Annotated in this window: 18 protein-coding genes and 3 pseudogenes; 12 read left to right on the top strand and 9 right to left on the bottom strand. The window is 74.9% G+C overall.

The genetic code is table 11. The annotated features are described in order from the left end of the window. Nucleotides 1-5: 5 nt before the first annotated feature. Complete coding sequence (gene sepH / locus ACI79H_RS01920; protein ID WP_456552679.1) at nt 6-890, bottom strand: septation protein SepH; 885 nt, start codon at nt 888-890, stop codon at nt 6-8. 311 nt (nt 891-1,201) lie between these two features. Here sepH and ACI79H_RS01915 point away from each other — a divergent pair, with 311 nt between their 5' ends. Both ACI79H_RS01915 and ACI79H_RS01910 read left to right on the top strand, forming a co-directional pair. Then, nucleotides 1,202-3,061, top strand: coding sequence for a S9 family peptidase (locus ACI79H_RS01915; protein ID WP_456552678.1), 1,860 nt, complete (start codon nt 1,202-1,204; stop codon nt 3,059-3,061). Next, entirely contained in the window at nt 3,058-4,509 is a 1,452-nt protein-coding gene (locus tag ACI79H_RS01910) for a circularly permuted type 2 ATP-grasp protein (protein ID WP_456552677.1), read from the top strand. The genes ACI79H_RS01915 and ACI79H_RS01910 overlap by 4 nt, the downstream gene beginning before the upstream one ends. Nucleotides 4,510-4,521: 12 nt before the next feature. Here ACI79H_RS01910 and ACI79H_RS01905 read toward each other — a convergent pair. The 5 genes and pseudogenes from ACI79H_RS01905 to ACI79H_RS01885 all read right to left on the bottom strand — a co-directional run. Beyond that, nucleotides 4,522-4,860 (bottom strand): annotated as a pseudogene (locus ACI79H_RS01905) (ATP-binding protein); the annotation flags it as partial. Nucleotides 4,861-5,034: 174 nt separating this feature from the next. Then, nucleotides 5,035-5,373: pseudogene (locus ACI79H_RS01900) on the bottom strand (response regulator transcription factor); the annotation flags it as partial. Nucleotides 5,374-5,535: 162 nt separating this feature from the next. After that, nucleotides 5,536-6,609, bottom strand: a pseudogene (locus ACI79H_RS01895) (sensor histidine kinase); the annotation flags it as partial. A gap of 575 nt (nt 6,610-7,184) precedes the next feature. Next, the gene (serC, locus tag ACI79H_RS01890) at nt 7,185-8,297 is read right to left on the bottom strand and encodes a phosphoserine transaminase (protein WP_456552676.1); all 1,113 of its coding nucleotides are present in this window, start codon (nt 8,295-8,297) and stop codon (nt 7,185-7,187) included. A gap of 76 nt (nt 8,298-8,373) precedes the next feature. Continuing rightward, on the bottom strand, nt 8,374-9,504 hold the full coding sequence (locus ACI79H_RS01885) for a citrate synthase 2 (protein WP_456552675.1): 1,131 nt from the start codon (nt 9,502-9,504) through the stop codon (nt 8,374-8,376). A gap of 112 nt (nt 9,505-9,616) precedes the next feature. Here ACI79H_RS01885 and pdxH point away from each other — a divergent pair, with 112 nt between their 5' ends. Further along, complete coding sequence (pdxH, locus tag ACI79H_RS01880) at nt 9,617-10,264, top strand: pyridoxamine 5'-phosphate oxidase (RefSeq protein ID WP_456552674.1); 648 nt, start codon at nt 9,617-9,619, stop codon at nt 10,262-10,264. Continuing rightward, nucleotides 10,261-11,586, top strand: a complete 1,326-nt coding sequence (locus tag ACI79H_RS01875; RefSeq protein ID WP_456552673.1) for an MFS transporter — start codon at nt 10,261-10,263, stop codon at nt 11,584-11,586. The genes pdxH and ACI79H_RS01875 overlap by 4 nt, the downstream gene beginning before the upstream one ends. A gap of 7 nt (nt 11,587-11,593) precedes the next feature. Here ACI79H_RS01875 and ACI79H_RS01870 read toward each other — a convergent pair whose 3' ends face one another. Further along, a complete protein-coding gene (locus ACI79H_RS01870) occupies nt 11,594-12,016 on the bottom strand; it encodes a uracil-DNA glycosylase family protein (protein ID WP_456553102.1) in 423 nt (140 codons plus the stop codon). 69 nt (nt 12,017-12,085) lie between these two features. Here ACI79H_RS01870 and ACI79H_RS01865 point away from each other — a divergent pair, with 69 nt between their 5' ends. After that, the gene (locus ACI79H_RS01865) at nt 12,086-13,078 is read left to right on the top strand and encodes a RelA/SpoT domain-containing protein (protein ID WP_456552672.1); all 993 of its coding nucleotides are present in this window, start codon (nt 12,086-12,088) and stop codon (nt 13,076-13,078) included. Nucleotides 13,079-13,085: 7 nt separating this feature from the next. Here ACI79H_RS01865 and ACI79H_RS01860 read toward each other — a convergent pair whose 3' ends face one another. Further along, a complete protein-coding gene (locus tag ACI79H_RS01860) occupies nt 13,086-13,778 on the bottom strand; it encodes a UdgX family uracil-DNA binding protein (protein WP_456552671.1) in 693 nt (230 codons plus the stop codon). A gap of 108 nt (nt 13,779-13,886) precedes the next feature. Here ACI79H_RS01860 and ACI79H_RS01855 point away from each other — a divergent pair, with 108 nt between their 5' ends. From ACI79H_RS01855 to ppc, 7 genes are all read left to right on the top strand, one after another. Next, nucleotides 13,887-14,489, top strand: coding sequence for an LmrA/YxaF family transcription factor (locus tag ACI79H_RS01855; protein ID WP_456552670.1), 603 nt, complete (start codon nt 13,887-13,889; stop codon nt 14,487-14,489). Beyond that, complete coding sequence (locus ACI79H_RS01850; RefSeq protein WP_456552669.1) at nt 14,486-16,267, top strand: alpha/beta fold hydrolase; 1,782 nt, start codon at nt 14,486-14,488, stop codon at nt 16,265-16,267. Before ACI79H_RS01855 ends, ACI79H_RS01850 begins: the two co-directional genes overlap by 4 nt. Nucleotides 16,268-16,314: 47 nt before the next feature. Further along, entirely contained in the window at nt 16,315-17,229 is a 915-nt protein-coding gene (locus ACI79H_RS01845; RefSeq protein WP_456552668.1) for an ABC transporter ATP-binding protein, read from the top strand. After that, a complete protein-coding gene (locus ACI79H_RS01840) occupies nt 17,226-18,416 on the top strand; it encodes an ABC transporter permease (protein WP_456552667.1) in 1,191 nt (396 codons plus the stop codon). The genes ACI79H_RS01845 and ACI79H_RS01840 overlap by 4 nt, the downstream gene beginning before the upstream one ends. A gap of 52 nt (nt 18,417-18,468) precedes the next feature. Further along, nucleotides 18,469-19,449, top strand: a complete 981-nt coding sequence (locus ACI79H_RS01835) for a TIGR03557 family F420-dependent LLM class oxidoreductase (protein ID WP_456552666.1) — start codon at nt 18,469-18,471, stop codon at nt 19,447-19,449. An 80-nt stretch (nt 19,450-19,529) separates the two neighbouring features. Then, nucleotides 19,530-20,390, top strand: a complete 861-nt coding sequence (locus ACI79H_RS01830; RefSeq protein ID WP_456552665.1) for a tetratricopeptide repeat protein — start codon at nt 19,530-19,532, stop codon at nt 20,388-20,390. 43 nt (nt 20,391-20,433) lie between these two features. Then, a complete protein-coding gene (gene ppc / locus ACI79H_RS01825; RefSeq protein ID WP_456552664.1) occupies nt 20,434-23,247 on the top strand; it encodes a phosphoenolpyruvate carboxylase in 2,814 nt (937 codons plus the stop codon). Here the strand turns inward: ppc and ACI79H_RS01820 are convergent. Continuing rightward, nucleotides 23,244-24,647, bottom strand: a complete 1,404-nt coding sequence (locus ACI79H_RS01820) for an FAD-dependent oxidoreductase (protein ID WP_456552663.1) — start codon at nt 24,645-24,647, stop codon at nt 23,244-23,246. The two genes, ppc and ACI79H_RS01820, sit on opposite strands and share 4 nt — an antisense overlap. Nucleotides 24,648-24,657 lie beyond the last annotated feature (10 nt).

Below are 24,657 nucleotides of genomic sequence, written 5' to 3'. Positions count from 1 at the left end.
CCGGCTCAGCGGTTGCGGCGGACCCCGAAGACGATGTCCTCCCACGCCGGGATGCGGGCGCGCGGGTCGTCGGAGTCGAGGTCCTCGCCGGGGCGGCCGAGCACGACGGTGTCGTGGTCGGCGATCTCGTCGAGGAAGGAGTCCAGGGCGCGGTCGTCCTCGGGGGAGCCGCTGGCCGGGTGGACGTCGCGCACGGGCAGGTCCTCCGCCGCAGGCGCGGGCTTCTCGTCGCGCAGCACGGCGACCGGGCGGGCGGGAGCGACCGCGGCCGGCGGCGGGCCGGTCGGGACGTCGGGGACGACGCGCACCAGGCGGGTGCCCTCGGCGAAGTCGGTGGTCGCGGCGTCGAACGGGGAGACGGTGCGCGAGGGCAGGTCGAACGTCCAGCGCGCGGTGCCCGACTTCTCGCCGGCCCGCCACTCACCGGTGACCACCCAGGCGCCGGTGTCGCTGCGGTAGGCGTCCCACGCGACCGCGTCGACGTCGGTGTCGATGAGCCGCAGCCGCCCGGTCATGAACTGCTGCAGCGTGCTGCCCGGCGTGCTCTCGCTGAGCCGCACGCGGGCCTCGCGGGCCTGCTCGGCCACGCGCTCGCGCTCCTGCAGGACCGGGCGGGCGAAGCGCATGATCCGCTCGACGCGCGTGCCGGAACCTGCGGCGACCTGCTCGGGCGTCTCGCCGGCGCGGATCCGCGCCTGGATCTCCCGGGGCGCGAGCTCGGTGCCCTGGTCGACGTCGATCTGGGTCAGCCGGCGGGAGTCCCCCCGCGCGGCGGCGCGCAGCCGGTCGTCGACGGGGATCGAGAACTTCTCCTCGCCGTGCTCGGTGTCGGCGACCAGGAGCAGGCTCGAGCCGTCGTCGGAGAGGCCCACGAGGCGCAGCGTGCGCACGGGCGACCTCCTGCAGGGCGAGAGCGGACGGCTCCGGGGGAGAGACCGGCCCCGAGGCTATCGGCGTGCGCACCCCGCGCGCCGCAGGCGCGCCCGGCCGGGCGCGTCGGTGATCCCTGACGCCGACGACATCTCCCGGAAACGCGCGGGCGGCACAGTGGGCCGCGCGCTGTGACGGGAGGTGCTGGTGGGGAGGGGGTGCGCGGCGCGCGAGCCCCCGCCCGCAGCCGCGGCGGGAGCGGCCCGGCGGCGTGGAATCCTGCCGCTCGCGTTCCGCTCGGGGACGCACGGACGAGAGCCGAGGAGGTGCGATGGCAGGACCGCTGACCGACCTGGTCCCCGCCACGCCCGCGAGGCTCCCCGGCGACGTCGTCGCCGGCATCGCGAGCATCGCCGGGGCCGTCGGCGCCTGGTGCCCGGCGCTGTCGCCCGACGGGCGGCACGTGGCCTACGTGACCGACCGCTCGGGCATCCCGCGGCTTGAGGTGGCCGCGCTGGCGGGCGACGAGCCGCCGGCCGTGCTGTCCGCGCCGGACCAGGAGGTCGTCTCGGTCGCGTGGTCGCCGGACGGCGGGTGGCTGGCCTACCTGGTGAGCCCGGGCGGCTCGATCTGCGCCGAGCTGCACGTCGTGCGCCCCGACGGGTCCGGTGCCCGCCTCGTGGCGGGGGAGGACCCGCGCGCGACCGTCTTCGCCGGCTTCTGGGCCGACCCCGGCCGCTACGTCTGCTCGATCGCCCCGGGCACCGGGCCCGACGCCGACGTCGTGGCCGTCGACGTCGCGTCCGGCGGGATCCGGACGCTGGCACGCGGCGGCTTCCTGTCCGCCTGCGCGCTCTCGGCCGACGGCCGCACCCTGCTGGCCCGGCGCGGCCCGCGCGGCTACCGGCACGTCGTGGCCGTCGACGTCGCCACCGGGGTGCAGCGGCCCGTCCTGCGGCCCGGGGCCCCGGGTGGGACCGCGTCCGAGGACGGCCGCTTCGGCGACGGCGTCGTCTACGTCCGCGCCTCCCTGCCCGGGCCGCTGCTGGCCGACCGGGCGGGGCTGGTCGAGGTGCCGATGGGCCCCGACGGCCCGGCCGGCGAGGGGCGGGTCGTGCTCGCCCGCCCGGACGCCGACCTGGACGGCTACGCGCTGCGCGCCGACGGCACCGTGCTGGCGGTGTGGAACGCCGGGGGCGTCACCGAGCTCGCGGTGCACGCCCTCGCCGACGGTGCGCTGGTGCGCACCGTCCCGCTGCCCGACGTCGTGCTGCCCGGCTGGTCGCTCACCGCCGACGGCGGCACCGTGGTCGCCGAGCTGACCGGGCCGACGACGCCGCGCGCGCTGTGGCGGGTGGACGTCGACGGAGGACCGGCCCCGACCCGGCTGACCGGCTCGGCGCCCCGCCTGCGCGCCGCCTCGCTGGTCGTCCCGGAGCGCTTCGACTACCGGGCGCCGGACGGCATGCCGCTGCAGGGCTGGCTCTACACGCCCCGGGGCGCCTCCGCGCCCAACCGCACGGTGGTGAGCTTCCACGGCGGCCCGGAGGGCCAGGAGCGGCCCGCGTTCAACCCGCTGGTGCAGTGCCTGGTCGCCGCCGGGCTCACCGTCTTCGCGCCGAACGTGCGCGGATCCGGTGGCTTCGGCCGGGCGTTCATGACCGCCGACGACGGCGCGGCACGCGAGGCGTCCTTCGAGGACGTGCGGACGACGGTGGACGAGCTGGTCACCGCGGGCATCGCCGTACCGGGCCGGATCGGCGCCCACGGCTGGTCCTACGGCGGCTACCTGACCCTCGTCGCGCTGACCCGGTGGCCCGAGCTGTTCGCCGCCGGTGCCACGCTGGCGGGCATGAGCGACCTGCGGACCTTCTTCGCCGGCACCGAACCGTGGATGGCCGCGGCCTCGGTCACCGAGTACGGCGACCCCGTCGCCGACCGCGAGGTGCTGGCGGCGATCGCCCCCATGGCGCTGCTGGACCGCGTGACCGCCCCGCTGCTGCTGGCCCACGGCGACCGCGACACCAACGTGCCGGTCGCGGAGTCGGTCCAGGCCCACCAGGAGCTGGCCGCCCGGGGTGCGCCCTGCGAGCTGCTGCTGCTGCCGGGCGAGGGGCACACCGTGGTCGGCCGCGAGCACCTCGTCGAGCTGAGCGGTGCCGTCACCGCCTGGTTCGACCGCTGGCTGTGAGCGGCGGCCTGCTCGCCGGCTACCCCGCTCCGACCGCCGACGAGGCGGTGACCGCCGCGGGCCGGCTGCGGCCGGCCTACGCCGGCCTGGAGCCGGTGCTGGACGGGCTGGGTGGGGCCGGCCTCACCGGCGCGGCGCAGGCGCTGGCCGAGCTGCGGGCTGCCCGCGGGGTGGCGCTGGGCAGCTGGCGCGACGGCCGGCACGAGCGGCACGCGGTGCCGCTCGACCCGGTCCCCCGGGTGATCGGGGCCGACGAGTGGCGGGAGCTCGCGGCCGGCGTGGAGCAGCGGCACCGCGCCCTGGGCGCCTTCCTCGCCGACGCCTACCGGGCGGCCGGCCGGCGGCGCGGCGACGTCGACCGCGCGCCGGAGATCGTCCGCGCGGGCGTGCTCCCCGAGTGGGCGGTGGTGCACAACCCGGCCCGCGACCCCGCAGCCGTCGCCCAGGCCTGGGCGGGGCAGCCGCGCGCGACCGTGGCCGCCGCCGACCTCGTCCGCACCGCCGATGGCGGCTGGGCGGTCACCGCCGACGATCTGTGCGCTCCCGCCGGTCTGGGCTTCGCCCTCGAGGACCGGCTCGCCCTGCGCGCCGCCGTACCCGCGCTGTTCGCGGGCGGCGCGCCCGGTGACCCGGCGGCCGCGATCAGCCTGCTCCGCGAGGCGCTGGACGCGGCGGCGCCGCCGGCCTGCGCGGGCGTCCCGCAGGTCGCCGTCCTCAGCGGCGGGGAGACCGAGAGCTCCTGGTTCGAGCACGCCGCGCTGGCCTCCGCCCTCGGCGTCCCGCTGGTGCACGCTGGCGACCTCTGGCCGCGCGCCGACGGCGGCCTGGCGGTCGCGGTGGACGGCGAGCGCCGGCCGGTCGACGTCCTCTACCGGCGGTTCGACGAGGGCGGGCTGGGCGCCTACCGCACGTCGGTCGGGCAGCCGCTGGACGCCCAGCTGACCGAGGCGGTCCGCGCCGGGCGGCTGGGCTTGGCCAACGTGCCGGGCAACGGCGTGGCCGACGACGCCGCCACCTTCGCCTGGGTGCCGGCGATGATCGGCTTCTACCTCGGCGAGGAGCCGCTGCTGCCCGCGCCGCGCACCTGGGTGCTGGCCGATCCGGGCGCCCTGGCCGAGGTCCGCGGTCGGCTGGACGAGCTGACGCTCGAGGAGGTCGCCGGCTACGGCGGCCGTGCGGCCGTGGACGGCAGGACCTGCAGCGCCGACGAGCTCGTCGAGCTACGGGCGGCCGTCGACGCCGCGCCGCACCGGTTCGTCGCCCGCGAGCCCCTGGCGGAGGCCACGCTTCCGGCGTTCGTCGACGGTGGGCTGCGGCCGCGGACGGCACGGCTGCGGGTCTTCTCGGTCGTGTCCGGCTCGGGGACCCGCGTGCTCCCGGCGCCGTGGACGCGGATCGCCCTCGGCGGACCGGTGCCCGGCAGCAAGGACACCTGGCTGCTGCCCTGAGGCCGCCCCTGGTCAGGCCAGCGGGCTGCTGATCACCACGGTCGTCCCCGTGGGGCTGGGCGTCGCGGTGACGTCGGCGAAGGCGCTCATCAGCGTCGAGCCGCGCCCGCGGTCCATGCTCGGCACCCGCTCGCGCCACTGCCCGAAGTCCCGCACCGTGATCTCCAGCCGGTCCCCGCGCACGGCGACACCGACGTGGACGAACGGCTCCGTCGGGTCCTGCGCGTGCTCGATGGCGTTGGTGACGGCCTCCCCGGCGGCGAGCAGGAGGTCGTAGGCGCGGTCGGAATCCACGCCCGCCCCGTCGAGCACCGTGCGCAGCCGGCGTCGCAGGACGGGCACGGACGCCGCGTCCGAGGGCAGCCGCCAGCTGCCCAGGAGCTGCTCCTCCGCCGGGCTCCCCGTCCTGGGGACCGGCGGCGCGGGGGTGACCGTGATCGGCGCGGTCACGAGCGTCGCCGGCACCGGGGCGGCCGGGGCGGACGGGGCGCCCGGCGCCGGGAGGGGCCCGGTGCGCCCGGTGCGGCGCTCCAGGATCGCGCGGACCCGGGCGAGGAGCTCGTCGGCCCGGAACGGCTTGGCCAGGTAGTCGTCGGCGCCGGCCTCCAGGCCCTCGACCGCGGCCTCCTGCCCGGCGCGCGCGGTGAGCATGACCACCGGGATGTGCCGGGTGGCCGGGTCGGCGCGCAGGGCGTGCAGCAGCTCGAACCCGTCCACCCGCGGCATCATCACGTCGGTCAGCACCACGTCGGGCTGCCGCTCGGCCACCGCCTGGAGCGCCTCCTCGCCGTTGGCCGTCGTGCGCACCGCCCACAACCTGCCCAGCACCCGGGCCAGGTAGCTCCGCATGTCGGCGTTGTCGTCCACCACGAGGATGCTCGCGGCACCGGCGTCGCCGGTTCCCGGCTCCACGGGCCGGGAGGTGTCCTGCTCCCAGCTGGCCGCCTCGCCCCGCGCGGCCTCGGACGGCCGGACCGCGGCGTGGTGCTCGTCCGCCCCGGCGTCGGGGGTGCCGTAGGGCAGCGCCACGGTGAACGCACTGCCGCGGCCGGGCTCGCTGGTCACCTCCACCGTGCCGCCGTGCAGCGCGGTCAGCTCCTGCACCAGGGCCAGTCCGATGCCGGTGCCCTCGCGGGTCCGGGCGGTCGCGCCCGGCACCCGGTGGAAGCGCTCGAACAGGTGGTCCAGCTCCTCGGCGACGATGCCCACGCCGGTGTCGGCGACGGTGAGCCGGAAGCCGTCGTCGTCCCCGCGCAGCGTGACGTCGATGCCGCCGACGAAGGTGTACTTCACCGCGTTGGCCAGCAGGTTGACCACGACCTTCTCCCACATCCGCGGGTCGACCGACGCCGGCCGGGGCAGCGGCGGGCAGTCGACGGTCAGCCGCAGACCGGCCCGCTCGGTCGCGGCGCGGAAGATGCCGGCCAGCTCGGCGGTGAAGGTCGCCACGTCGGTCTCGACGCGCACGGGGGAGGCCCGGCCCGCCTCGATGCTGGCGAAGTCGAGCAGGTCGTTGACCAGCCGCTGCAGCCGGCGGCCGTTGCGCAGCGCGAGCTGGAGCTGCTCGCGCGCGGGGGCGGGCAGCGGGTCACCCGGGTCGGTCAGGACGTCGCCGATCGGCCCCAGCAGCAGCGCCAGCGGGGTGCGCAGCTCGTGGCTGACGTCGGAGAAGAAGGTCGTCTTCGCGCGGTCGAGCTCGGCGAGGGACTCCGCGCGCAGCCGCTCGGCCTCGAACGCGCGGGTGTTCACGACGGCGCCGGCGAACTGCGCGGCCACCAGCTCGTGGAAGGAGCGGTACTCGGCGTCCAGGGCGAGGTTCGGGCTGCAGCCGGCGAGCAGCAGGCCCAGCGGTGCGCCTTCCCGGCTGGCGGTGAGGGGCAGCACGACGGCCTCGGTGACGGTGTCGCCGAACGGGCCGCCGGTGACCGCCAGTCCCCGCGCGATCCCGTCCAGCTCCTCGCTTGCGGTGACCGACACCGGCAGCAGCCCGGCGTCGCAGCCGACCGCCGCGACCCGCCGGAAGCCCTCCTCGCCCGGCACGGAGAGGTAGACCCCGGCGAACGGGACGTCGAGCGCGTCCCCGGCCAGCGCCGCGCACATCGCCCGCACCGTCTCGTGCTCGGCCCCGAGCTGACCGCCGACGGCGGCCAGCTCGTGCAGCAGGGCCTGCCGCCGGCTGCTCACGACCTCCCCGGTGACCTCGGTGCAGACGCCGTGCATGCCCGCGACCCGCCCCTCGTCGTCGAACGCCGGGGCGTGGGAGACGGTGAAGTAGGTCTCCTCGACGTACCCGGAACGCTCCAGGCGGAGCAGGAGGCCGGGCAGCCACGAGGCCTCGAGCGTCTCCATGGCGTGCGCGATGGGCGGGCCCAGCGCGTCCCAGCCCTCCGCCAGGGTGTCCCGGATGTCCTCGCCGATGGCGGGGTGCTTGGAGCCGATGAAGGGCGCGTAGCCGTCGTTGTAGAACTGCGTGAACTCCGGCCCCCAGGTGAGCACCATGGGGAACTTCGACACGAGCACCGTGCGGACGGCGAACCGCAGGCTGGCCGGCCAGCTCTCCACGGGTCCGACGGGGGTCGCCGCCCAGTCGACGGCCGCCATGATGCGCGCGGCCTCGCCGCCGAAGGCGAACAGGTCGCCGGCGGTGCTGCCGGGGGAGGGGTCGGGGTGCACCGCTAGAGGCGCTCGACGACGTGGTCGATGCAGGCGGTGAGCGCGGAGACGTCGTCGGGGTCGACGGCCGGGAACATGCCGACGCGGAGCTGGTTGCGGCCCAGTTTGCGGTAGGGCTCGACGTCGACCACGCCGTTGGCGCGCAGCGTCGTCGCCAGCGCGGCGGCGTCCACCGAGTCGGCGAAGTCGACGGTGCCGACGACGAAGGACCGCTCGTCGGGGTTGCTGACGAACGGCGTCGCGTACGGCGACTTCTCCGCCCACGAGTAGAGCCGGCTCGACGACTCGCGGGTGCGGGCGACGGCGCCGGACAGGCCGCCGAGCGAGAGCAGCCACTGGACCTGGTCGTCGAGCAGGAAGAGCGTGGCGACCGCGGGGGTGTTGTAGGTCTGGTCCTTGGTGGAGTTGTCGACGGCGATCGACAGGTCCAGGAAGCCGGGGATCCAGCGGCCCGAGGCCTTGATCTCGGCGATCCGCTCCAGGGCGTCGGCGGACATGAGGGCGACCCACAGCCCGCCGTCGGCGGCGAAGGACTTCTGCGGGGCGAAGTAGTAGACGTCGGTCTGCGACACGTCCACCGGCAGCCCGCCCGCGCCCGAGGTGGCGTCGACCAGCACCAGGGCGTCGTCGGTGCCGGCGGGCCGCTCGACCGGGGCCATGACCCCGGTGGAGGTCTCGTTGTGCGCCCACCCGTAGGTGTCGACGCCGTCCTGCGCGGTCGGCAGCACCAGGGTGCCCGGCTCCGCCTTCGCGATCACCGGGTCGCCGAGGAACGGCGCCTCCGCAGCTCCCGAGGCGAACTTCGCGGAGAACTCGCCGTAGGTGCCGAACGCGGCGCGGTCCCGGATGAGACCGAACAGGGCGGCGTCCCAGAACGCCGTCGTCCCGCCGTTGCCGAGCACGACCTCGTAGCCGTCGGGCACGTCGAACAGCTCGCGCAGCCCCTCGCGCACCCGCCGGACCAGGCTCTTCACCGGGGCCTGGCGGTGCGAGGTGCCCATGACCGCGGCGCCCTCGGTGGCCAGGGCCCGCAGGGCCTCCGGCCGCACCTTGGAGGGGCCGCAGCCGAACCGCCCGTCGGCGGGCAGCAGCTCGGCGGGGATCTGGAGGGTCATCCGGGGCGGGCCTCTCGGTGGTGCGGTGGGACGCCCCCGCCCCGGCGGACCGGGGCGGGGGCGGGAGTTGCGTCGATCAGGCGGGCGCGACCTGCGTGGTCGTCTTGGTCTGGACGGTGTCCCAGCCCTCGACCTCCTCGGGCTTGCGCGGGTCGGGGCCGATGTAGCGGGCCGACGGGCGCACGAGGCGGCCGGTGTTCTTCTGCTCGAGGATGTGCGCGCACCAGCCGGCGGTGCGGGCGCAGGTGAACATCGAGGTGAACATGTGGCTGGGCACCTCGGCGAAGTCGAGGACGATGGCCGCCCAGAACTCCACGTTGGTCTCGACCGGCCGGTCGGGGCGGCGCTCGCGCAGCTCCTTGAGCGCGGCCTTCTCCAGGGCCAGGGCGGCCTCGAAGCGGGGGGCGCCCAGCTCCTCGGAGGCCCGGCGCAGCACGCGGGCGCGCGGGTCCTCGGCCCGGTAGACGCGGTGGCCGAAGCCCATGAGCCGGTCGCCCTTGTCGAGCAGGTCCTTGACGTACTTCTCGGCGTTCCCGGTCTTCTCGACCTCGTCGAGCATGTGCAGCACGCGCGAGGGGGCGCCGCCGTGCAGCGGGCCGGACATGGCGCCGATCGCGCCGGAGAGCGAGGCGGCGACGTCGGCTCCGGTGGAGGCGATGACGCGGGCGGTGAACGTCGAGGCGTTCATGCCGTGCTCGGCGGCGGAGGTCCAGTAGGCGTCGACGGCGGCGACGTGGCGGGGGTCGGGCTCGCCCCGCCAGCGGATCATGAAGCGCTCGACGATCGTCGAGGCCTCGTCCACGCGCTTCTGCGGCACGGCGGGCGTGCCGATGCCGCGAGCGGACTGGGCGACGTAGGACAGCGCCATGACCGCGGCCCGGGCGAGCTCCTCGCGGGCCTCCTCGTGGCTGATGTCCAGCAGCGGGCGGTAACCCCAGATCGGCGTCAGCATCGCCAGCGCGGCCTGGACGTCGACGCGGACGTCACCGGTGTGCACCGGGATCGGGAACGGCTCGGCCGGCGGGAGGCCGGGGCCGAACTTGCCGTCGACCAGCAGCGCCCAGACGTTGCCGAACGTCACCTTCCCGACGAGGTCCTCGATGTCGACACCGCGGTAGCGCAGGGCGCCGCCGTCCTTGTCCGGTTCAGCGATCTCCGTCTCGAAGGCGATGACGCCTTCCAGGCCGGGTACGAAGTCGTCGGCCATCTCGCATGCTCCTCTGCGCGCGGAACCCGTGCGCGCACGGGACATGGCGCACGATGTCTTCCGACCCTAGGCCGTGGGGACACGCCCGGCACAAGTGGGGCAGCATGGCGTCGTGCCCGACCTCTCCCGCATGCGCAACGACTACACGCTCGGGCGGCTGCGCGAGGAGGACCTCGCCCCCACGTGGGTGGAGCAGTTCGACCGCTGGTTCGCCGACGCGGTGGCCGCTGAGATCCCCGAGCCCAACGCCGTCCTCGTCGCGACGGCCGACGCCGACGGCGCCCCGGACGCGCGCATCGTGCTCATGAAGGGCTACGACGAGGCCGGCGTCGTCTTCGGCACCAGCTACGCCTCGGCGAAGGGCGCCCAGCTCGCGGTGAACCCGCGCGCGGCCCTGGTCTTCCCGTGGCACGCGCTGCAGCGCCAGGTGCGGATCACCGGCGCGGTGGAGCGGATCGGCGGCAGCGCCTCCGACGCGCTGTGGGACCCGCGCCCCCGCGGCTCCCAGCTGGCGGCGGCCGCCTCGGTGCAGTCGACGGTCGTCGACTCCCGGGAGGAGCTGGAGGAGCGGGTCCGCCGCCTCGACGAGGTGACGCCGGAGGGCGGGGTCCCGCGGCCGGCGTCCTGGGGCGGCTACCGGGTCGTGCCCGAGCGGGTGGAGTTCTGGCAGGGCGGCGCCGACCGGCTGCACGACCGCATCCGGTTCGTGCGCGACGACAGCGAGGGCGGGGGCTGGATCGTCCAGCGGCTCGCCCCGTGACCACCCCACCACCCGAGGGGCCGGTCGACCCGGTCGAGGGCGGCAAGGCGGTCGAGGAGCCCGTCCCGCTGGTGCGCCGGCGGTCCTGGGCGATCGACACGACGCCGCTGCGCAACCCCGCGTACCGCCGGCTGTTCTGGGGCGTCGCCGCGACGATGCTCGGCCAGCAGATGACGCTGGTCGCCGTCCCGTTCCAGGTCTACGCGCTGACCGGCGACTCGCTCATGGTCGGCGTGACCTCGATCGTCGCGCTGGTCCCGCTGATCGTCTTCGGCCTGCTCGGGGGCGCCATCGCCGACTCGATGGACCGCCGCAGGCTCATGCTCATCACCTCGGTGGGGGCCGCGGTGACCAGCGCGCTGCTCGCGCTGCAGGCGCTCCTGCCCGGCGACGGGAACCTCGCGGTGCTGTGGGTGCTCACCGCCTGCGTCTCGGCCTTCGCCGCGGTCAACCAGCCCACCCGCAGCGCGGCCATCCCGGCGATCGTCGGCGCCGCGGGGGTGCCGGCGGCCAACGCGCTGTCGATGACCGTGCGCCAGGCGGGCGTGATCGTCGGGCCGCTGCTGGCCGGCGTGCTCATCGGGGCGGGGGAGCTCTTCCTCGCCTACGCCATCGACGCGCTCGGCTTCCTCGCCGCCGCCGTCCTGCTGCGGGGGCTGCCGTCGCTGCCGCCGGGCCGGGACGCCGGACCCCTCCGGCTCGGCGCGGCGATCCGCGGGGTGGGGGAGGGCTTCGTCTTCCTCCGCACCCAGCCGGTGCTGCTCATGACCTTCGTCGTCGACATCGTCGCGATGTGCTTCGCCTGGCCGCAGGCGGTGTTCCCGGAGCTGTCGGAGAACCGGTTCGCGGACTCCCCGAACGCGCTGGGCTGGCTGTTCGCCGGCGTCTCGATCGGCGCGCTGCTCATGGGGCTGACCTCGGGCTGGGTGTCCCGCGTCGACCGGCAGGGCGCGGTGGTGCTCGGCGCGATCGCGGTGTGGGGCGTGGCGATCGTCGGGTTCGGGTGGGCGCCCTCGCTGTGGCTGGCCGTGCTCTGCCTCGCGGTCGCGGGCGCCGGCGACATGGTGAGCGCCGTGCTCCGCTCCTCGATGCTCCAGCTGGCCGCGCCGGAGGAGATGCGCGGCCGGATGCAGGGGGTGTTCATCGTCGTCGTCGCCGGGGGGCCGCGGCTCGGCGACCTGCGCGCCGGGGCCCTGGCCAGCGCGGCGTCGGTGAGCGTGGCGATGGTGAGCGGCGGCGTCGTCGTCGTGGTCGCCATGGCGCTGGTCGCCCTGCTGGTTCCGTCGTTCTGGCTCTTCCGAGCGTCCCGGGCCGCCGTCTAGCTCCCGCTCACGCCAGCGCGGCGGCGACCACCCTCAGGTCGGCGACGAGGGCGTCGAAGGCGGCGGGACGGGCCTCGTCGGGGGTCCGCAGCACGGCCGAGGGGTGCGTGGTCGCGAGGATCCAGGTCTGCGCCGGGGCCGCCTCGTCGGGCTCGTCGTCGTCGGCCTCCTGGGCCGGAGGGGGCGGCGGGAGGCCGGGCAGCGCCCAGGGCAGCAGCCGGCCGCGGTCGGCGGTGATGCGGAAGGACGGCGCGATGAGCGACTTGGCCGCCGTCGCACCGAGCGCGACCACCACCTCGGGCCGGAGGACGGCGAGCTCGGACCGCAGCCACGGCGCGCACGCCCGCAGGTGCTCCGCGCCCGGCGTCTGGTGGATCCGCCGCTTGCCCTTGGGCGTGAAGCGGAAGTGCTTGACCGTGCAAGTCGCAATAAGTGGGCGTACGGCACCGCCTAGTCTCGTGCCGTGGGATGGACCGAACCGCTGTACTCCCGTAGTCGGGTGGACAAGGCCGCGGCTGAATACATCAGCCCCGCCACGGCTCCTGAGGACCGTGAACTGGCGCTCGCTGTGATCAACAATTGGCGCTCATCTCACGGGTTCCCCTTGAACACCATGCAGGTAAGCCTTCGAACTCGTGCACGTCAGCATGATCCCGACGCTCTCGTCGCTCAGCGGATCAAGCGCCTGCCTTCCATCCGGTCGAAGATCGAGCGCTTCCCCAACATGAGCCTGTCGCGTATGCAGGACATCGGGGGCTGCCGCGCGGTGCTTCAGTCCGTGGACGAGGTACAGGCGCTCTTCCAGCAGTATCAGAAGGGCAATGGGCGTCACACCTTGCTGCGTTGCGATGACTATCTGTTTCAGCAGCCGAAGGACTCCGGCTACCGCGGAATCCACCTGGTTTACAGCTACAGGAGCGACAGGAAGGCCACCTACAACGGACTGCGGATCGAACTGCAGTTGCGCTCGCGCCTGCAGCACGCCTGGGCAACCGCAGTCGAGACCGTGGGCACCTTCACGCAGCAGGCGTTGAAGTCGAGTCAGGGGGCAGATGACTGGCTCCGCTTCTTCGCCCTCATGAGCTCGGAGTTGGCCTTCAGGGAGGGCACTCCGCTCGTGCCGGGGACCGGGCCGGACCGCCCCGCCGTGATCAAGGAGCTCAAGCGGACTGCGAAGCGTCTTGACGTCGTCCGAAGGCTCAACGCCTATGGCGCGACCCTGCGGTTCGTCGAGCGGCAGACCGGCCAGTCATCTCGGTACTTCGTTCTGGAACTCAACGGTGAGACCGGCGAGCTGAGGTTGTGGGCCTACAGCGACCTGGCACAGGCAACCGAGGCGTACGGGGCAATCGAGCGTTCCAGCGAGAGCGACCCCAACCTGGACGTCGTGCTGGTGTCCGTCGAGTCGCTCGCTCTGCTCCGGCGGGCGTACCCCAACTACTTCCTGGACACGACCGTCTTCCTCGAAGCCTTGGAGGAGGCGCTCGTCTGATCGAGGGTCAGGCGAGCGCTTTCGACACAACCTTGAGGTCGGCCACCAGCGCGTCGTAGGCGGCGGCACGGCCGTCTTCGGGTGTCCGGAGGATCGCCGAGGGGTGGGTCGTCGCAAGAATCCATGTCTGGGCGGGTGCGCCCTCGTCCGGTTCGCCGTCGTCCGCTTCGTCGCCGTCGCTGTCCAACTCCGTTGAGCCGGGCGGGATCCAAGGAAGTAGCTGGCCGCGCCCCTTCGTGACCCTGAAGGACGGCGAGATCAGTGCCTTGGCCGCCGTCGCGCCGAGGCATACGACGATCTCCGGCTTGAGCACCTCAAACTCGGCGTCCAGCCAGGGCCGGCAGGCGCGGAGGTGCTCCGGCCGTGGGGTTTGATGGATCCGACGCTTGCCACGCGTACCGAAGAAGAAGTGCTTGACCGCGTTGGTGATGTAGGCGTCGCGGCGGTCGATGCCGGCGCCGGTCAGCGCGTCGTCCAGCAGCCGGCCGGCCGGGCCGACGAAGGGCTCGCCCTTCCGGTCCTCCTGGTCCCCGGGCTGCTCGCCGACGAGGACGATCCGCGCGGTGGGCGGGCCCTCGCCGAACACCGTCTGCGTCGCCGGCTCCCACAGCTCGCAGGCCCGGCAGCCGGCCGCGGCGTCCGCCAGGCCCTCGATACCCACTCCGGACGGCGGCTGCGCCACCCCGTTGCCCGACGTCATGCCCCGATGGAACCGCAGCGCGCCGCACCTGGCAGGCGGAGGGGGCTGCGGCGGGACCGAGGGAGGCGACCTCTTGCCAGAATATGCAGACCGGTCTACTTTCTGCCCATGGCACCGGCGAAGGGGCAGGCGACGACGGCGCGGATGGTCGAGGCGATGCTCGAGCTCATCCAGTCACGGGGCTACGCCGGCACGGGGATCGCCACCGTGCTCGACCGGGCCGCGGCGCCCCGGGGATCGATGTACTTCCACTTCCCCGACGGCAAGGAGCAACTGGCCGAGCAGGCGATCGAACGGGCGACCGAGCAGTTCCGGTCCCTGATCGACGAGGCCGCCGGGCACGAGCGACGTCCCTCGCGCGTGGTGGCCGGGGTCCTCGACGTCCTCGCCGGGCTGATCGAGGGCAGCGACTTCGAGCTCGGGTGCTCCGTCTCCGTGGTCACGCTCGAGATGGGTGCGCACAGCGAGCGCCTCCGGGCGGCCTGCGCGACCGCCTACGCGACGTGGACCTCCTCCGTCGCGGACCAGCTGCTCGCCGCGGGCCTCCCGGGCGACGAAGCGCGCGAGGTCGCCGCGACGGTGGTCAGCACCGTCGAAGGAGCCATGATCATGAGCCGCGCCCTCAGGGACACCGCGCCTCTGGTGAGCGCCGGACGCGTGCTCGTCCGCCTGCTCGACGGGCTCACCGACCCGATGGCCGCGACCCGGTGACGCCGGCCGCCCGTCGGGCGCTCGTGTTCGGCGCGAGCGGCTTCCTCGGCCGACACCTGATCCTGGCCCTGGTCGCCGACGGCGTGGAGGTCACCGCCGCCTGCCGCTCGGAGGGCTCCGCCCGTGAGCTGCGGTCGTGGCTCGCGCGCCACGGCACCCCGGCTCCGCCGGCGACGGTCCTGGTGGACTTCGACGACCCGCACCTGGGTCTCACATCGACGGACCTCGCCGGTGTCACGGAGATCCACAACTGCGCCGGGGCCTACCGGTTCGGGATGACCCTCCGTGAGGCCCGGGCCGCCAACGTCGACACCGTCCGCGCCGTCGTCGCCGTCGCCGCCCGGATCTCCGGCCTCCACCGCCTCGTGCACGTCTCCGGCTACCGGGTGGGCGGCCAGGACCCCGGCACGGTGCCGTGGGACGCCGCCCGGCTGCGCCGCGTCCGTCGGGCGTCCGGACCGTACGAGGCGTCGAAGGCCGAGGCCGATGCCGTCCTCCAGGCCGAGGCGGAGCGCCGCGACCTGCCGTGGACCATCGTCAACCCGGCGACCGTGAGCGGGGTCGGGGCGACGGGTGAGACCGAGCAGTTCCTCGGTCTGGCCGCAGCCTTCCGGGAGCTCTGGAACGGCACGATGGTCGCCCGGCCCGGAGGTGCGACGACGTCCGTCCCCGTCGTCCCCGTCGACCACCTGGCCCGCTTCATGGCGCGGCTGCCGGCCGACCACCGCACGGTCGGGAGGAGCTACTGGGTCCTGGACGAGCGGACGCCGGCGCTGCCGGAGCTCCTGCGCCTGGTGGGGGAGCACTACCGCGTGCCGGTCCCGCGTGCCCGGATCCCCGTCGGCCTCGTGAAGCGGTTGCCCAGCGCCCTGACCAAGGCGGACCCGGAGACGCTGAGCTTCCTGGCGAGCGACCGGTACCCCGTCACCGACGCCGAGGAGTTCGCCCGGGGACAGGGCCTGCACCTCCCCGACACGATCCCCGCGATCCGGCGCTGGGCGGACCACGCCGCCGCGCACCGTTTCGGCCTGGTGCCACCCGGGGAGCCGGGCCGGCGCTTCACCGAAGCAGCCGGGATCCGCACCTTCACCCTCGGGCCGCCGGGTGCCGGGACGCTGGTGCTGCCCGGCCTGCCGGTGAACGCCGACACCTGGGCGGGCGTTGCGCACGGGCTGGGTGACGCCGCCGTGGTCGACCTGCCCGGACTCGGGATGAGCAGCGGTTCGGCGGCCGACTGGCCCGCCTGGCTGGACGCACTGCTCGCCGGTGGCTCGGTGCGGCACCTGGTCGGGCACTCGATCGGGGCCGCGGCCGCCGTGGACGCGGTCAGCAGGAACCGGGGAGGCGTGCGGCAGCTGACCCTGGTGTCCCCCTTCTTCCTCCAGGCGCAGGCGAGCCGTCCCACGCCGGCGCTGCTCACCCGTCTCTACCTGCGCACGGCCGGCGCCCCGGCCCTGTCCGAGCGGCTGACCGGCAGCCGTGCCCACGGGGAGGCTCTCGCGAGCAGCCTCGCCGACCTGCGCCGCGAGCGGACCGCCCGGCGCGTCGAGCACCTCCTCCGCAGCACCGGCGACGTCGGTCGGCGAGCGGATCTGGTGCGTCGGCTCGCGGACTACGAGGGCGACGTCCACGTCGTCGTGGGTGCGGAGGACCCCCCGGTGGCTACCGACGTGATGGAGCGGCTCGGCCCCCGGGTGCGGGTGACCACCGTCGCCGGTGGACGGCACCACCTCCAGCTCACCCATCCCGCGGAACTCGTGGCGGCGATCGGCTCGTGACCCCGGCCGATACGGTTCCGACCAGGTCCACGACGACAGGAGGACAGGTGCTCGAGTTCGACGGGCTCCACAAGAGCTTCGGCGACGTACGGGTGCTGGAGGGCGTCGGGTTCGCCGTCGCCCCCGGCTCGATGTTCGGCTTCTGCGGATCCAACGGCGCGGGCAAGACGACGACGATGCGCATCGCGATGGGCCTGGTCCGCCCCGACGCCGGTGAGGTGCGCTGGCAGGGCCGGCCGCTGGACCAGGCCGCCCGCCGCCGGGTCGGCTACATGCCGGAGGAGCGCGGGCTGTACCCGAAGATGAAGGTCGGGGAGCAGGTCGCCTACTTCGCGCGGCTGCACGGGCTGGACCGGGGCGCGGCCGACCGAGCCTCCGAGGAGTGGGTGGGGCTGCTCGGTCTCGGCCCGCGCCGCGACGAGCAGGTGGAGAAGCTGTCGCTGGGCAACCAGCAGCGCGTGCAGCTCGCCGCCGCGCTGGTCAGCCGCCCCGAGGTGCTCATCCTCGACGAGCCGTTCTCCGGGCTGGACCCGGTCGGCGTCGACTCGCTCGCGGACGCGCTGCTCGGCCAGGTGCGCCAGGGCGTACCGGTGGTCTTCTCCAGCCACCAGCTGGACCTCGTCGAGCGGCTGTGCGACTCCGTCGGCATCCTCGCGCGCGGCCGGATGGTCGCCACCGGCACCGTCGAGGAGCTGCGCCGGCGGGAGGCGGGCCGGCTGCTCCGGGTGGTGGCGCCCGATGCCGCGCCGCGGTGGGCCGACGGGCTCCCCGGGATCCGCGTGGTGTCCGACCAGGCGGGTGACACGCTGCTGGAGCTCGACCACGGCACCGACGACCAGGCCGTGCTCGCCGCCGCGCTGCGCACCGGCCGGGTCACGCACTTCGCCTGGCAGGAGCCCACGCTGGTCGAGCTGTTCCGCGGGGCCGTCGCCGCCCCCGCGCCCGAGGAGGTGGCCGCGTGAGCGCGCCGACCGGCACCGAGCCCTCCAGCAGCTCGCTGGTCCGGCTGGTCGCCGCCCGCGAGATCTCCACCCGCATCCGCGACAAGGGCTTCATCATCAGCTCGGTCGTGATCCTGCTGGTGATCGTCGGCGCCATGGTCTTCCAGGTGCTGGCCGGCTCCGGCGACGAGGAGCGCCGGATCGGCGTCGTCGGTGGCGACGCCTCGGTGGTCGCCGCGCTCGAGGCGCAGGGCGAGGCCCTGGACGTCGAGGTGGAGGTCGCCGAGCTCGAGGACGCGGCCGCCGCCCGCGCCGCCGTGGACGACGAGGACGTCGACGGCGCCCTGCTGGCCGGCGCGGAGCCCGAGCTGCTCGTCCGCGAGTCCGGCGAGAGCACGCTGGAGTCGATCGTGCAGGGCGCTGTCGGTCAGGTCGCGATCGCCGAGCAGCTCGCCGACGCCGGGATCGACGGGCTCGACGTCCCCGAGGTCGCGGTGACCGCCGTCGACGCCGACGCCGCGGCCGACCAGCAGCGGGTCGTGACCGCGATCTTCGGCGTGGTCATCCTCTACAGCCTGCTGATCCTCTTCGGGCAGTTCATCGCCCAGGGCGTGGTCGAGGAGAAGTCCAGCCGCGTGGTCGAGCTGCTGCTGGCCACCATGCGCCCCTGGCAGCTGCTGGCCGGCAAGATCCTCGGCCTCGGCGTGCTGGCGCTGGCCCAGATCGTGCTCATCGGCGTGGTCGCGGTCGTCTCCGCGCTGGCCTTCGACGTCGTCGACGTCCCGGGCGACCTGGTCAGCACGGTCGGCGTCGTCATCGCGTGGTTCGTGCTGGGCTACGCCTGGTACGCAGCCGTCTTCGCGGTCGCCGCCTCGCTGGTGAGCCGGCAGGAGGACCTCGCGACGGTGCTCATGCCGACCTCCATGGTGCTCATCGTCGCGTTCTTCGTCGGCATCCAGGCCGCCTCCGACCCGGGCGGGCTGCTGGCCCGCACCACCTCCTACGTGCCGGGGCTCTCACCGCTGGTCATGCCGGTGCGGCAGGCCGCGGGGGAGGTGGCGCTCTGGGAGATCGCGCTGGCCGTCGTCCTCATGGTGCTGGCGATCGGGCTGGTCGTGCGGCTGGGCGGCCGGGTCTACGCGGGGGCGCTGCTGCGCACCGGCGGGAAGCTGAAGATGCGCGAGGCGCTGGCCGCCGAGCGGTCCTGATCAGCCCGGCGCCGGTCGGTTGGGCACGACCGGCGCCGGGTAGCCGCGCCGCATGGGCATGCAGCTGGGCTACACGATGATGACCGAGCAGGCCGGGCCGAAGGACCTGGTCCGCCACGTGGTGGGCGCCGAGGAGGTCGGCTTCGACTTCGCGGTGAGCAGCGACCACTACTTCCCGTGGCTGGACGAGATGGGCCACTCGCCGAACGCGTGGGTGTCCCTCGGGGCAGTGGCGCAGGCGACCAGCCGGATCCCGCTGATGACCTACGTGACCTGCCCGATCTTCCGGTACCACCCGGCGGTGGTCGCGCAGCAGGCCGCGACGCTGCAGATCCTGTCCGACGGCCGGTTCACCCTCGGCCTGGGCGCCGGCGAGAACCTCAACGAGCACGTCGTCGGCGCCGGCTGGCCGCCGGCCGACGTCCGCCACGAGATGATCATGGAGGCGCTGCAGATCATCCGGGACCTCTTCGACGGCGAGGGCTACACGAACTTCCGCGGCGAGCACTTCGACGTCGAGTCGGCCAAGCTGTGGGACCTCCCGGAGAAGCGGGTGCCGATCGGCTTCGCGGCCGGCGGGAAGCAGGCCGCCACGATCGCCGGCGAGCTGGCCGACGTGCTGGTCGCGACCGACCCGCTGGCCGAGCTGGTCGAGGCGTTCGAGGCCGCGGGCGGCGAGGGCAAGCCCAAGGTCGCGCAGATGCCGATCAGCTTCGGCACGGACAAGGCCGCGGCGGTGACCCGGGCGCACACCCTGTTCCGCTGGTTCGGCCTGGGCTGGAAGGTCAACGCCGAGCTGCCCGGGACGGCGGCCTTCGACGCCGCCAGCCAGTTCGTGCGCGAGGAGGACGTCGAGAGCAGCATCCCGTGCGGCGACGACGTCGAGGCGGTCATCGAGGCGGCCAAGGAGTACGCCGAGGCCGGCTTCAGCCACCTCGCCCTGGTGCAGATCGGCGGCGACCAGCAGGAGCCCTACCTGGAGTGGACCCGGAGCTCGCTGCTGCCGGCCTGGCGGGAGGCGTTCGGGAGCTGACCGCGCCGCACCTCCCGTTGGGGTGAGGTCACCCCTGCGGGCGGCGCGGGGGAGGCGGGGTGCCCGCGATCATCGCTGGCATGACCGAGGACCTCGACAGGCGCCTCCGGCGGCTGCGGGCCTCCGGGGACGCCGACGCGCTGATCGACCTCGGCTGCGACCTGGCCGACGCCGGCCGGCACGCCGACGCCGAGGCCTGCTTCCGCCGCGCCGCCGAGGCCGGTGACACCGTCGCGTCGTTCAACCTCGGCAACGCGCTGGCCGCCCAGGGCCGCTGGCCGGAGGCCGTGGACGCCTACGAGGCGGCGCTGGCCGGCGGCGAGGCCGACGCCTGGCGCAACCTGGGGCTGGTGCTCGAGGACCTCGGCGACCTCGCCGGGGCCATGCGCGCCTACCGCGGCGCCGTGGACGCCGGGGACCTCGAGGGCGGGCTGCAGCTGGCCTTCCTCCTGCGCGAGCAGGGCGAGCGCGACGAGGCGCTGGCCGTGGCCCAGGAGATCGCCGACGCCGGGGACGCCGAGGCCGCGGGCGTCGTCGCCTGCTGGCGGTTCTGCGCCACGCTGGACCCCGCGCTCGAGGACGCCCTGCGGGCCGGGGCCGACCACTTCCCGGCCGCCCGCACCGACCTGGCGCACCTGCTGCGGGAGAGCGGCCGGGGTGCCGAGGCGCGCTCGGTGCTCGAGCGCGGCGCCAAGCTCGGCGAGCAGGTGGCCTGGCTCCCGCTGGGCAACCTCTACCGCGAGGACCTCGGCGACGACGAGGCGGCCGAGGAGGCCTTCCGCGCCGGCATCTCCGCGGGCGACGTCTACTGCCACCAGAACCTCGCCGTCCTGCTGGCCGACCGCGGCGACCTCGACGGCGCCGTGGAGCAGTTCCGGCTCGGTGCCGAAGCCGGTGACCAGCTCGCCGCCCAGACGCTGCGGGGCCTCGAACTGGGCTGACGGGCATTACCCGTTCGTCACATCCCGGCCTGATACTGGCCGCGTGTCGGAAGCCACGGTCGACGTCGCAGACCTCCGCCCCCACGGTTCCGCCGGCGGCTCGGACGAGCGCGCCGGCGACGCACCGCTGCGCGAGGACATCCGGCTGCTGGGCCGCGTCCTCGGCGAGGTCATCGGTGAGCAGGCCGGGGACGACGTCCTGGACCTCGTCGAGTCCACGCGCGTCCAGGCCTTCCAGCTGCGTCGCTCCGAGGTCGGCCGCGAGGAGCTGGCCGCCCAGCTGGCCGCCCTCGACGTCCGCTCGGCCAACCACGTCATCCGGGCGTTCAGCCACTTCTCGCTGCTGGCCAACCTCGCCGAGGACATCCACCACGAGCGCCGCCGGCGGTACCACCGGCGCGAGGGCTCACCCGCGCAGCGCGGGAGCCTGGCCGCGACCTTCGCGCTGCTCGACCAGGCGGGGCTCGACCCGGACGTCGTCGCCCGGGAGCTGACCGGCGCGCTGGTCTGCCCGGTGGTCACCGCGCACCCGACCGAGGTTCGCCGCAAGACGATCTCGCAGGTGCAGCGCCAGGTCAGCGACCTGATCCTGCAGCGCGACCGCGCCGCGCACGGCGAGGTCGACGACAGGTGGGCGGTCGACCTGCGGCGCGCGGTGCTCACGCTCTGGCAGACGGCGCTGCTGCGGCTGTCCCGGCTGCGGCTGCAGGACGAGATCGACGAGGCGCTGCGCTACTACGAGCTCTCCCTGTTCGACGTCGTCCCCGCGCTCAACGCCGAGGTGCGGCAGGCGCTGGCGCAGCGGTGGCCCGACGCCGGCCTGCTGCCGCGGCCGGTGCTGCTGCCGGGCTCCTGGATCGGCGGGGACCGGGACGGCAACCCGTTCGTGGACGCCGAGGCCCTGCGCCGCGCGACGACGCGGCAGGCGGAGACGGCGCTCGGCCACCACCTCGCCGAGCTCGCGGAGCTGTACCGGGAGCTGTCGATGTCCGACCGGCTCGTCACCCCGAGCGAGGAGCTCCACGCGCTGGCCGAGGCCGCCCGCGACGACTCCCCGTTCCGGGCCGACGAGCCCTACCGCCGGGCGCTCCTCGGCATCTCCGCCCGGCTCTCGGCCACCGCGCTGACCGTGCTCGGCCGGGTGCCGGGGGGCGAGCCGCACGCCCAGCTGCCGGCCTACGGGTCGCCGGACGAGCTGCGTGCCGACCTCGACGTCGTGGACGCCTCGCTGCGCGGCCACGGTGCCGGGGCGCTGGCCGACGACCGGCTGCTGCGGCTGCGCGGATCGGTCGAGGTGTTCGGGTTCCACCTGTGCGGGCTGGACCTCCGGCAGAACTCGGCCGTCCACGAGGCCGTCGTCGGCGAGCTGCTGGCCTGGGCCGGCGTGTGCGAGGACTACGCCGCCCTCGACGAGGCGGCCCGCGTCGAGCTGCTGTCCGGTGAGCTCGCGCTGCGCCGGCCGCTGGTGCGGCCGGGCGCCGAGCTCTCGGCGGAGGCGCGCAAGGAGCTCGACGTGCTGCTCGCCGCGGCCGAGCAGGTGCGCCTGCTCGGCCCGCGCACCATCCCGAACTACGTGATCAGCATGTGCGAGTCGGTGAGCGACGTGCTCGAGGTCGCCGTCCTGCTCAAGGAGGTCGGCCTGCTCGACCCCGGCGCCGAGGGGGGCCCGGCCTGCCCGGTGGGCATCTCGCCCCTGTTCGAGACGATCGACGACCTGCAGGCCGCGGGCACGACGCTGACGGCGGTGCTCGACCAGCCGCTGTACCGGGCGCTGCTGGCCACGCGCGGCGACGTGCAGGAGGTCATGCTCGGCTACTCCGACAGCAACAAGGACGGCGGCTACCTGGCCGCCAACTGGGCGCTGTACCGGGCCGAGCTGGACCTGGTCGAGGTGGCCCGGCGGAAGGGCGTGCGGCTGCGGCTGTTCCACGGCCGCGGCGGCACGGTCGGCCGTGGCGGCGGGCCGAGCTACGAGGCGATCCGGGCCCAGCCGCCCGGCGCGGTGGCCGGAGCCCTGCGGATCACCGAGCAGGGCGAGGTGATCGCGGCCAAGTACGCCGACCCCGGCCTCGCCCGGCGCAACCTCGAGGCGCTGCTGGCGGCCACGCTGGAGTCGACGCTGCTGGACGTGGAGGGCCTGGGCGAGGACGCGGACGCCGCCTACGCGCTCCTGGACGATCTCGCCGCCCGGGCGCGGCGGGCCTACTCGGCGCTGGTCCACGAGACGCCGGGCTTCGTCGAGTGGTTCCGGGCCGCGACCCCGGTCAACGAGCTGGGCGAGCTCAACATCGGGAGCCGGCCGCCGTCCCGGAAGGCCGGGAACTCGATCGGTGACCTGCGGGCGATCCCGTGGGTGTTCAGCTGGTCGCAGACGCGGATCATGCTGCCCGGCTGGTTCGGCACCGGGGCGGCCCTGGAGGGCTGGGTGGCCGACGGCGAGGACCCCGCCGCCCGGCTGGAGCAGCTGCGCGAGCTGCACCGGCGCTGGCCGTTCCTCCGGACGACGCTGTCCAACATGGGCATGGTGCTGGCGAAGACCGACCTGGGCGTGGCCGCGCGCTACGCGGGGCTGGTGCCCGACGAGGAGCTGCGGGCCCGGGTCTTCGACCGGATCACCCTCGAGCACGAGCGCACCAGCCGGATGCTGCTGGCCATCACCGGGGACGAGCACCTGCTGGCCGACAACCCGTCCCTGGCCCGGTCGATCCGCAACCGGTTCCCCTACCTGGAGCCGCTGCACCACCTGCAGGTCGAGATGCTGCGTCGTCGTCGCGAGGGCGACGACGACGAGCTGACCCGGCGCAACATCCAGCTGACCATCAACGGGATCGCGACCGCCCTGCGCAACAGCGGCTAACCGGCGGTCGCCGCTCGGACGGCGGCGAGCAGGGTCTCCCGCTCGTGCAGGGTGGTGCGCGCCCGGCCGTAGCTGGCGCCCAGCGCCACCTCGGCGGCGTCGATCGCCCGCCAGTCCTCGAGCAGCACCGGCTCGGCGCCGCGGGCCTGCAGCGTCCTCACCAGGTCGTCGACCGGCCCGCCGACGGTGAGGGTGCCGTCCGCGGCGTCGGCCAGCAGGGCGTCGACGGTCTCCCGGGCGTCGTGCTTGTTCGTGCCGACGACGCCGCTGGGACCGCGCTTGATCCAGCCGGCGACGTACTCGCCGGGCGACGTCCGCCCGTCGCGCAGCACGCGGCCGGCCCCGTCGTGCAGCACCGTCCCGCTGCCCTCGTCGAGCGGCAGGCCCGGCAGCGCCGTGCCGCGGTACCCGACCGAGCGGACGACGAGGTCGGCCGGCAGCACCTCCAGCTCACCGGTGCCCATGGCGCGCCCGTCGCCGTCGACCGCGGTGCGCTCCACCTCGAGGCCGGTCACCCGGTCCTCGCCGACCAGGCGCACCGGCCGCCGGAAGAAGCGCAGTCGCAGCGGGATCCGGCCGGCGGCGGGGACGTGCTCCGCCCAGCCGCGCAGCACCCCGAGGTTGCGGCTGACCACGCGGTCACCGGCGGCCCGCTCCTCGCTGGCCGGGTCGAGCTCGAGGTCGGCGGGATCGACCAGCACGTTCGCGGCGGTCATCTCGTCGAGCTCGCGCAGCTCCTGGGTGGTGAAGCTGGCCTGCGCGGGGCCGCGGCGGCCCAGGATCGTCACCTGCTCGACCGGGGAGGCGGCCAGCGCGTCGAGCACGTGCTGCGGCATGTCGGTGGGCTCGAGCTCCTCGGGCGCGCGGGCCAGCACCCGGGCCACGTCGAGGGCGACGTTGCCGACCCCGACGACCACGACCGAGCGCGCCCCGGCCAGCGCGGACTCGATGCGCTTGCGGTCGGCGTCGGGGTGCCCGCAGTACCAGGCGACGACGTCGGTGGCGGCCAGGCTGCCCGGGAGGTCCTCGCCGGGGATGCCGAGCCGGCGGTCGATCGCGGCGCCGTAGGTGTAGACGACGGCGTCGACGTGCGCGCGCAGCTCGTCCAGCGACAGGTCGACGCCGATGTCGACGTTGCCGACGAAGCGGACCAGCGGCTGGTCCAGGCTGCGGTGCAACGTCTCGCGGATCGCGCGCATCTTCGGGTGGTCCGGCGCGATGCCGTGCCGCACCAGGCCGAACGGCGTGGGCAGGCGGTCGATGAGGTCGACCGACACCGGGACGTCGTCCTGCCTGGTCAGCGCGTCGGCGGCGTAGATGCCCGCCGGCCCGGCGCCGATGATCGCGACGCGGAGCGGGCGGCGCTCGGACGGGGGAGCGGCGGAACCCTCGGCGACCATGACTGGCATC

Source organism: Blastococcus sp. SYSU D01042 (assembly GCF_054050515.1).
Note: the sequence above shows the minus strand (reverse complement) of the source record. Positions and strands in the feature narration are given on the sequence as shown.

Bases quoted from the DNA above. Each gene is read 5' to 3' on its own strand.
- serC (WP_456552676.1), bottom strand. From the start codon at position 8,297: ATGACCCTCCAGATCCCCGCCGAGCTGCTGCCCGCCGACGGGCGGTTC.
- ACI79H_RS01860 (WP_456552671.1), bottom strand. From the start codon at position 13,778: ATGACGTCGGGCAACGGGGTGGCGCAGCCGCCGTCCGGAGTGGGTATC.
- ACI79H_RS01835 (WP_456552666.1), top strand. From the start codon at position 18,469: ATGGGCATGCAGCTGGGCTACACGATGATGACCGAGCAGGCCGGGCCG.
- ACI79H_RS01885 (WP_456552675.1), bottom strand. From the start codon at position 9,504: ATGGCCGACGACTTCGTACCCGGCCTGGAAGGCGTCATCGCCTTCGAG.
- ACI79H_RS01855 (WP_456552670.1), top strand. From the start codon at position 13,887: ATGGCACCGGCGAAGGGGCAGGCGACGACGGCGCGGATGGTCGAGGCG.
- ACI79H_RS01820 (WP_456552663.1), bottom strand. From the start codon at position 24,647: ATGGTCGCCGAGGGTTCCGCCGCTCCCCCGTCCGAGCGCCGCCCGCTC.
- ACI79H_RS01915 (WP_456552678.1), top strand. From the start codon at position 1,202: ATGGCAGGACCGCTGACCGACCTGGTCCCCGCCACGCCCGCGAGGCTC.
- ACI79H_RS01830 (WP_456552665.1), top strand. From the start codon at position 19,530: ATGACCGAGGACCTCGACAGGCGCCTCCGGCGGCTGCGGGCCTCCGGG.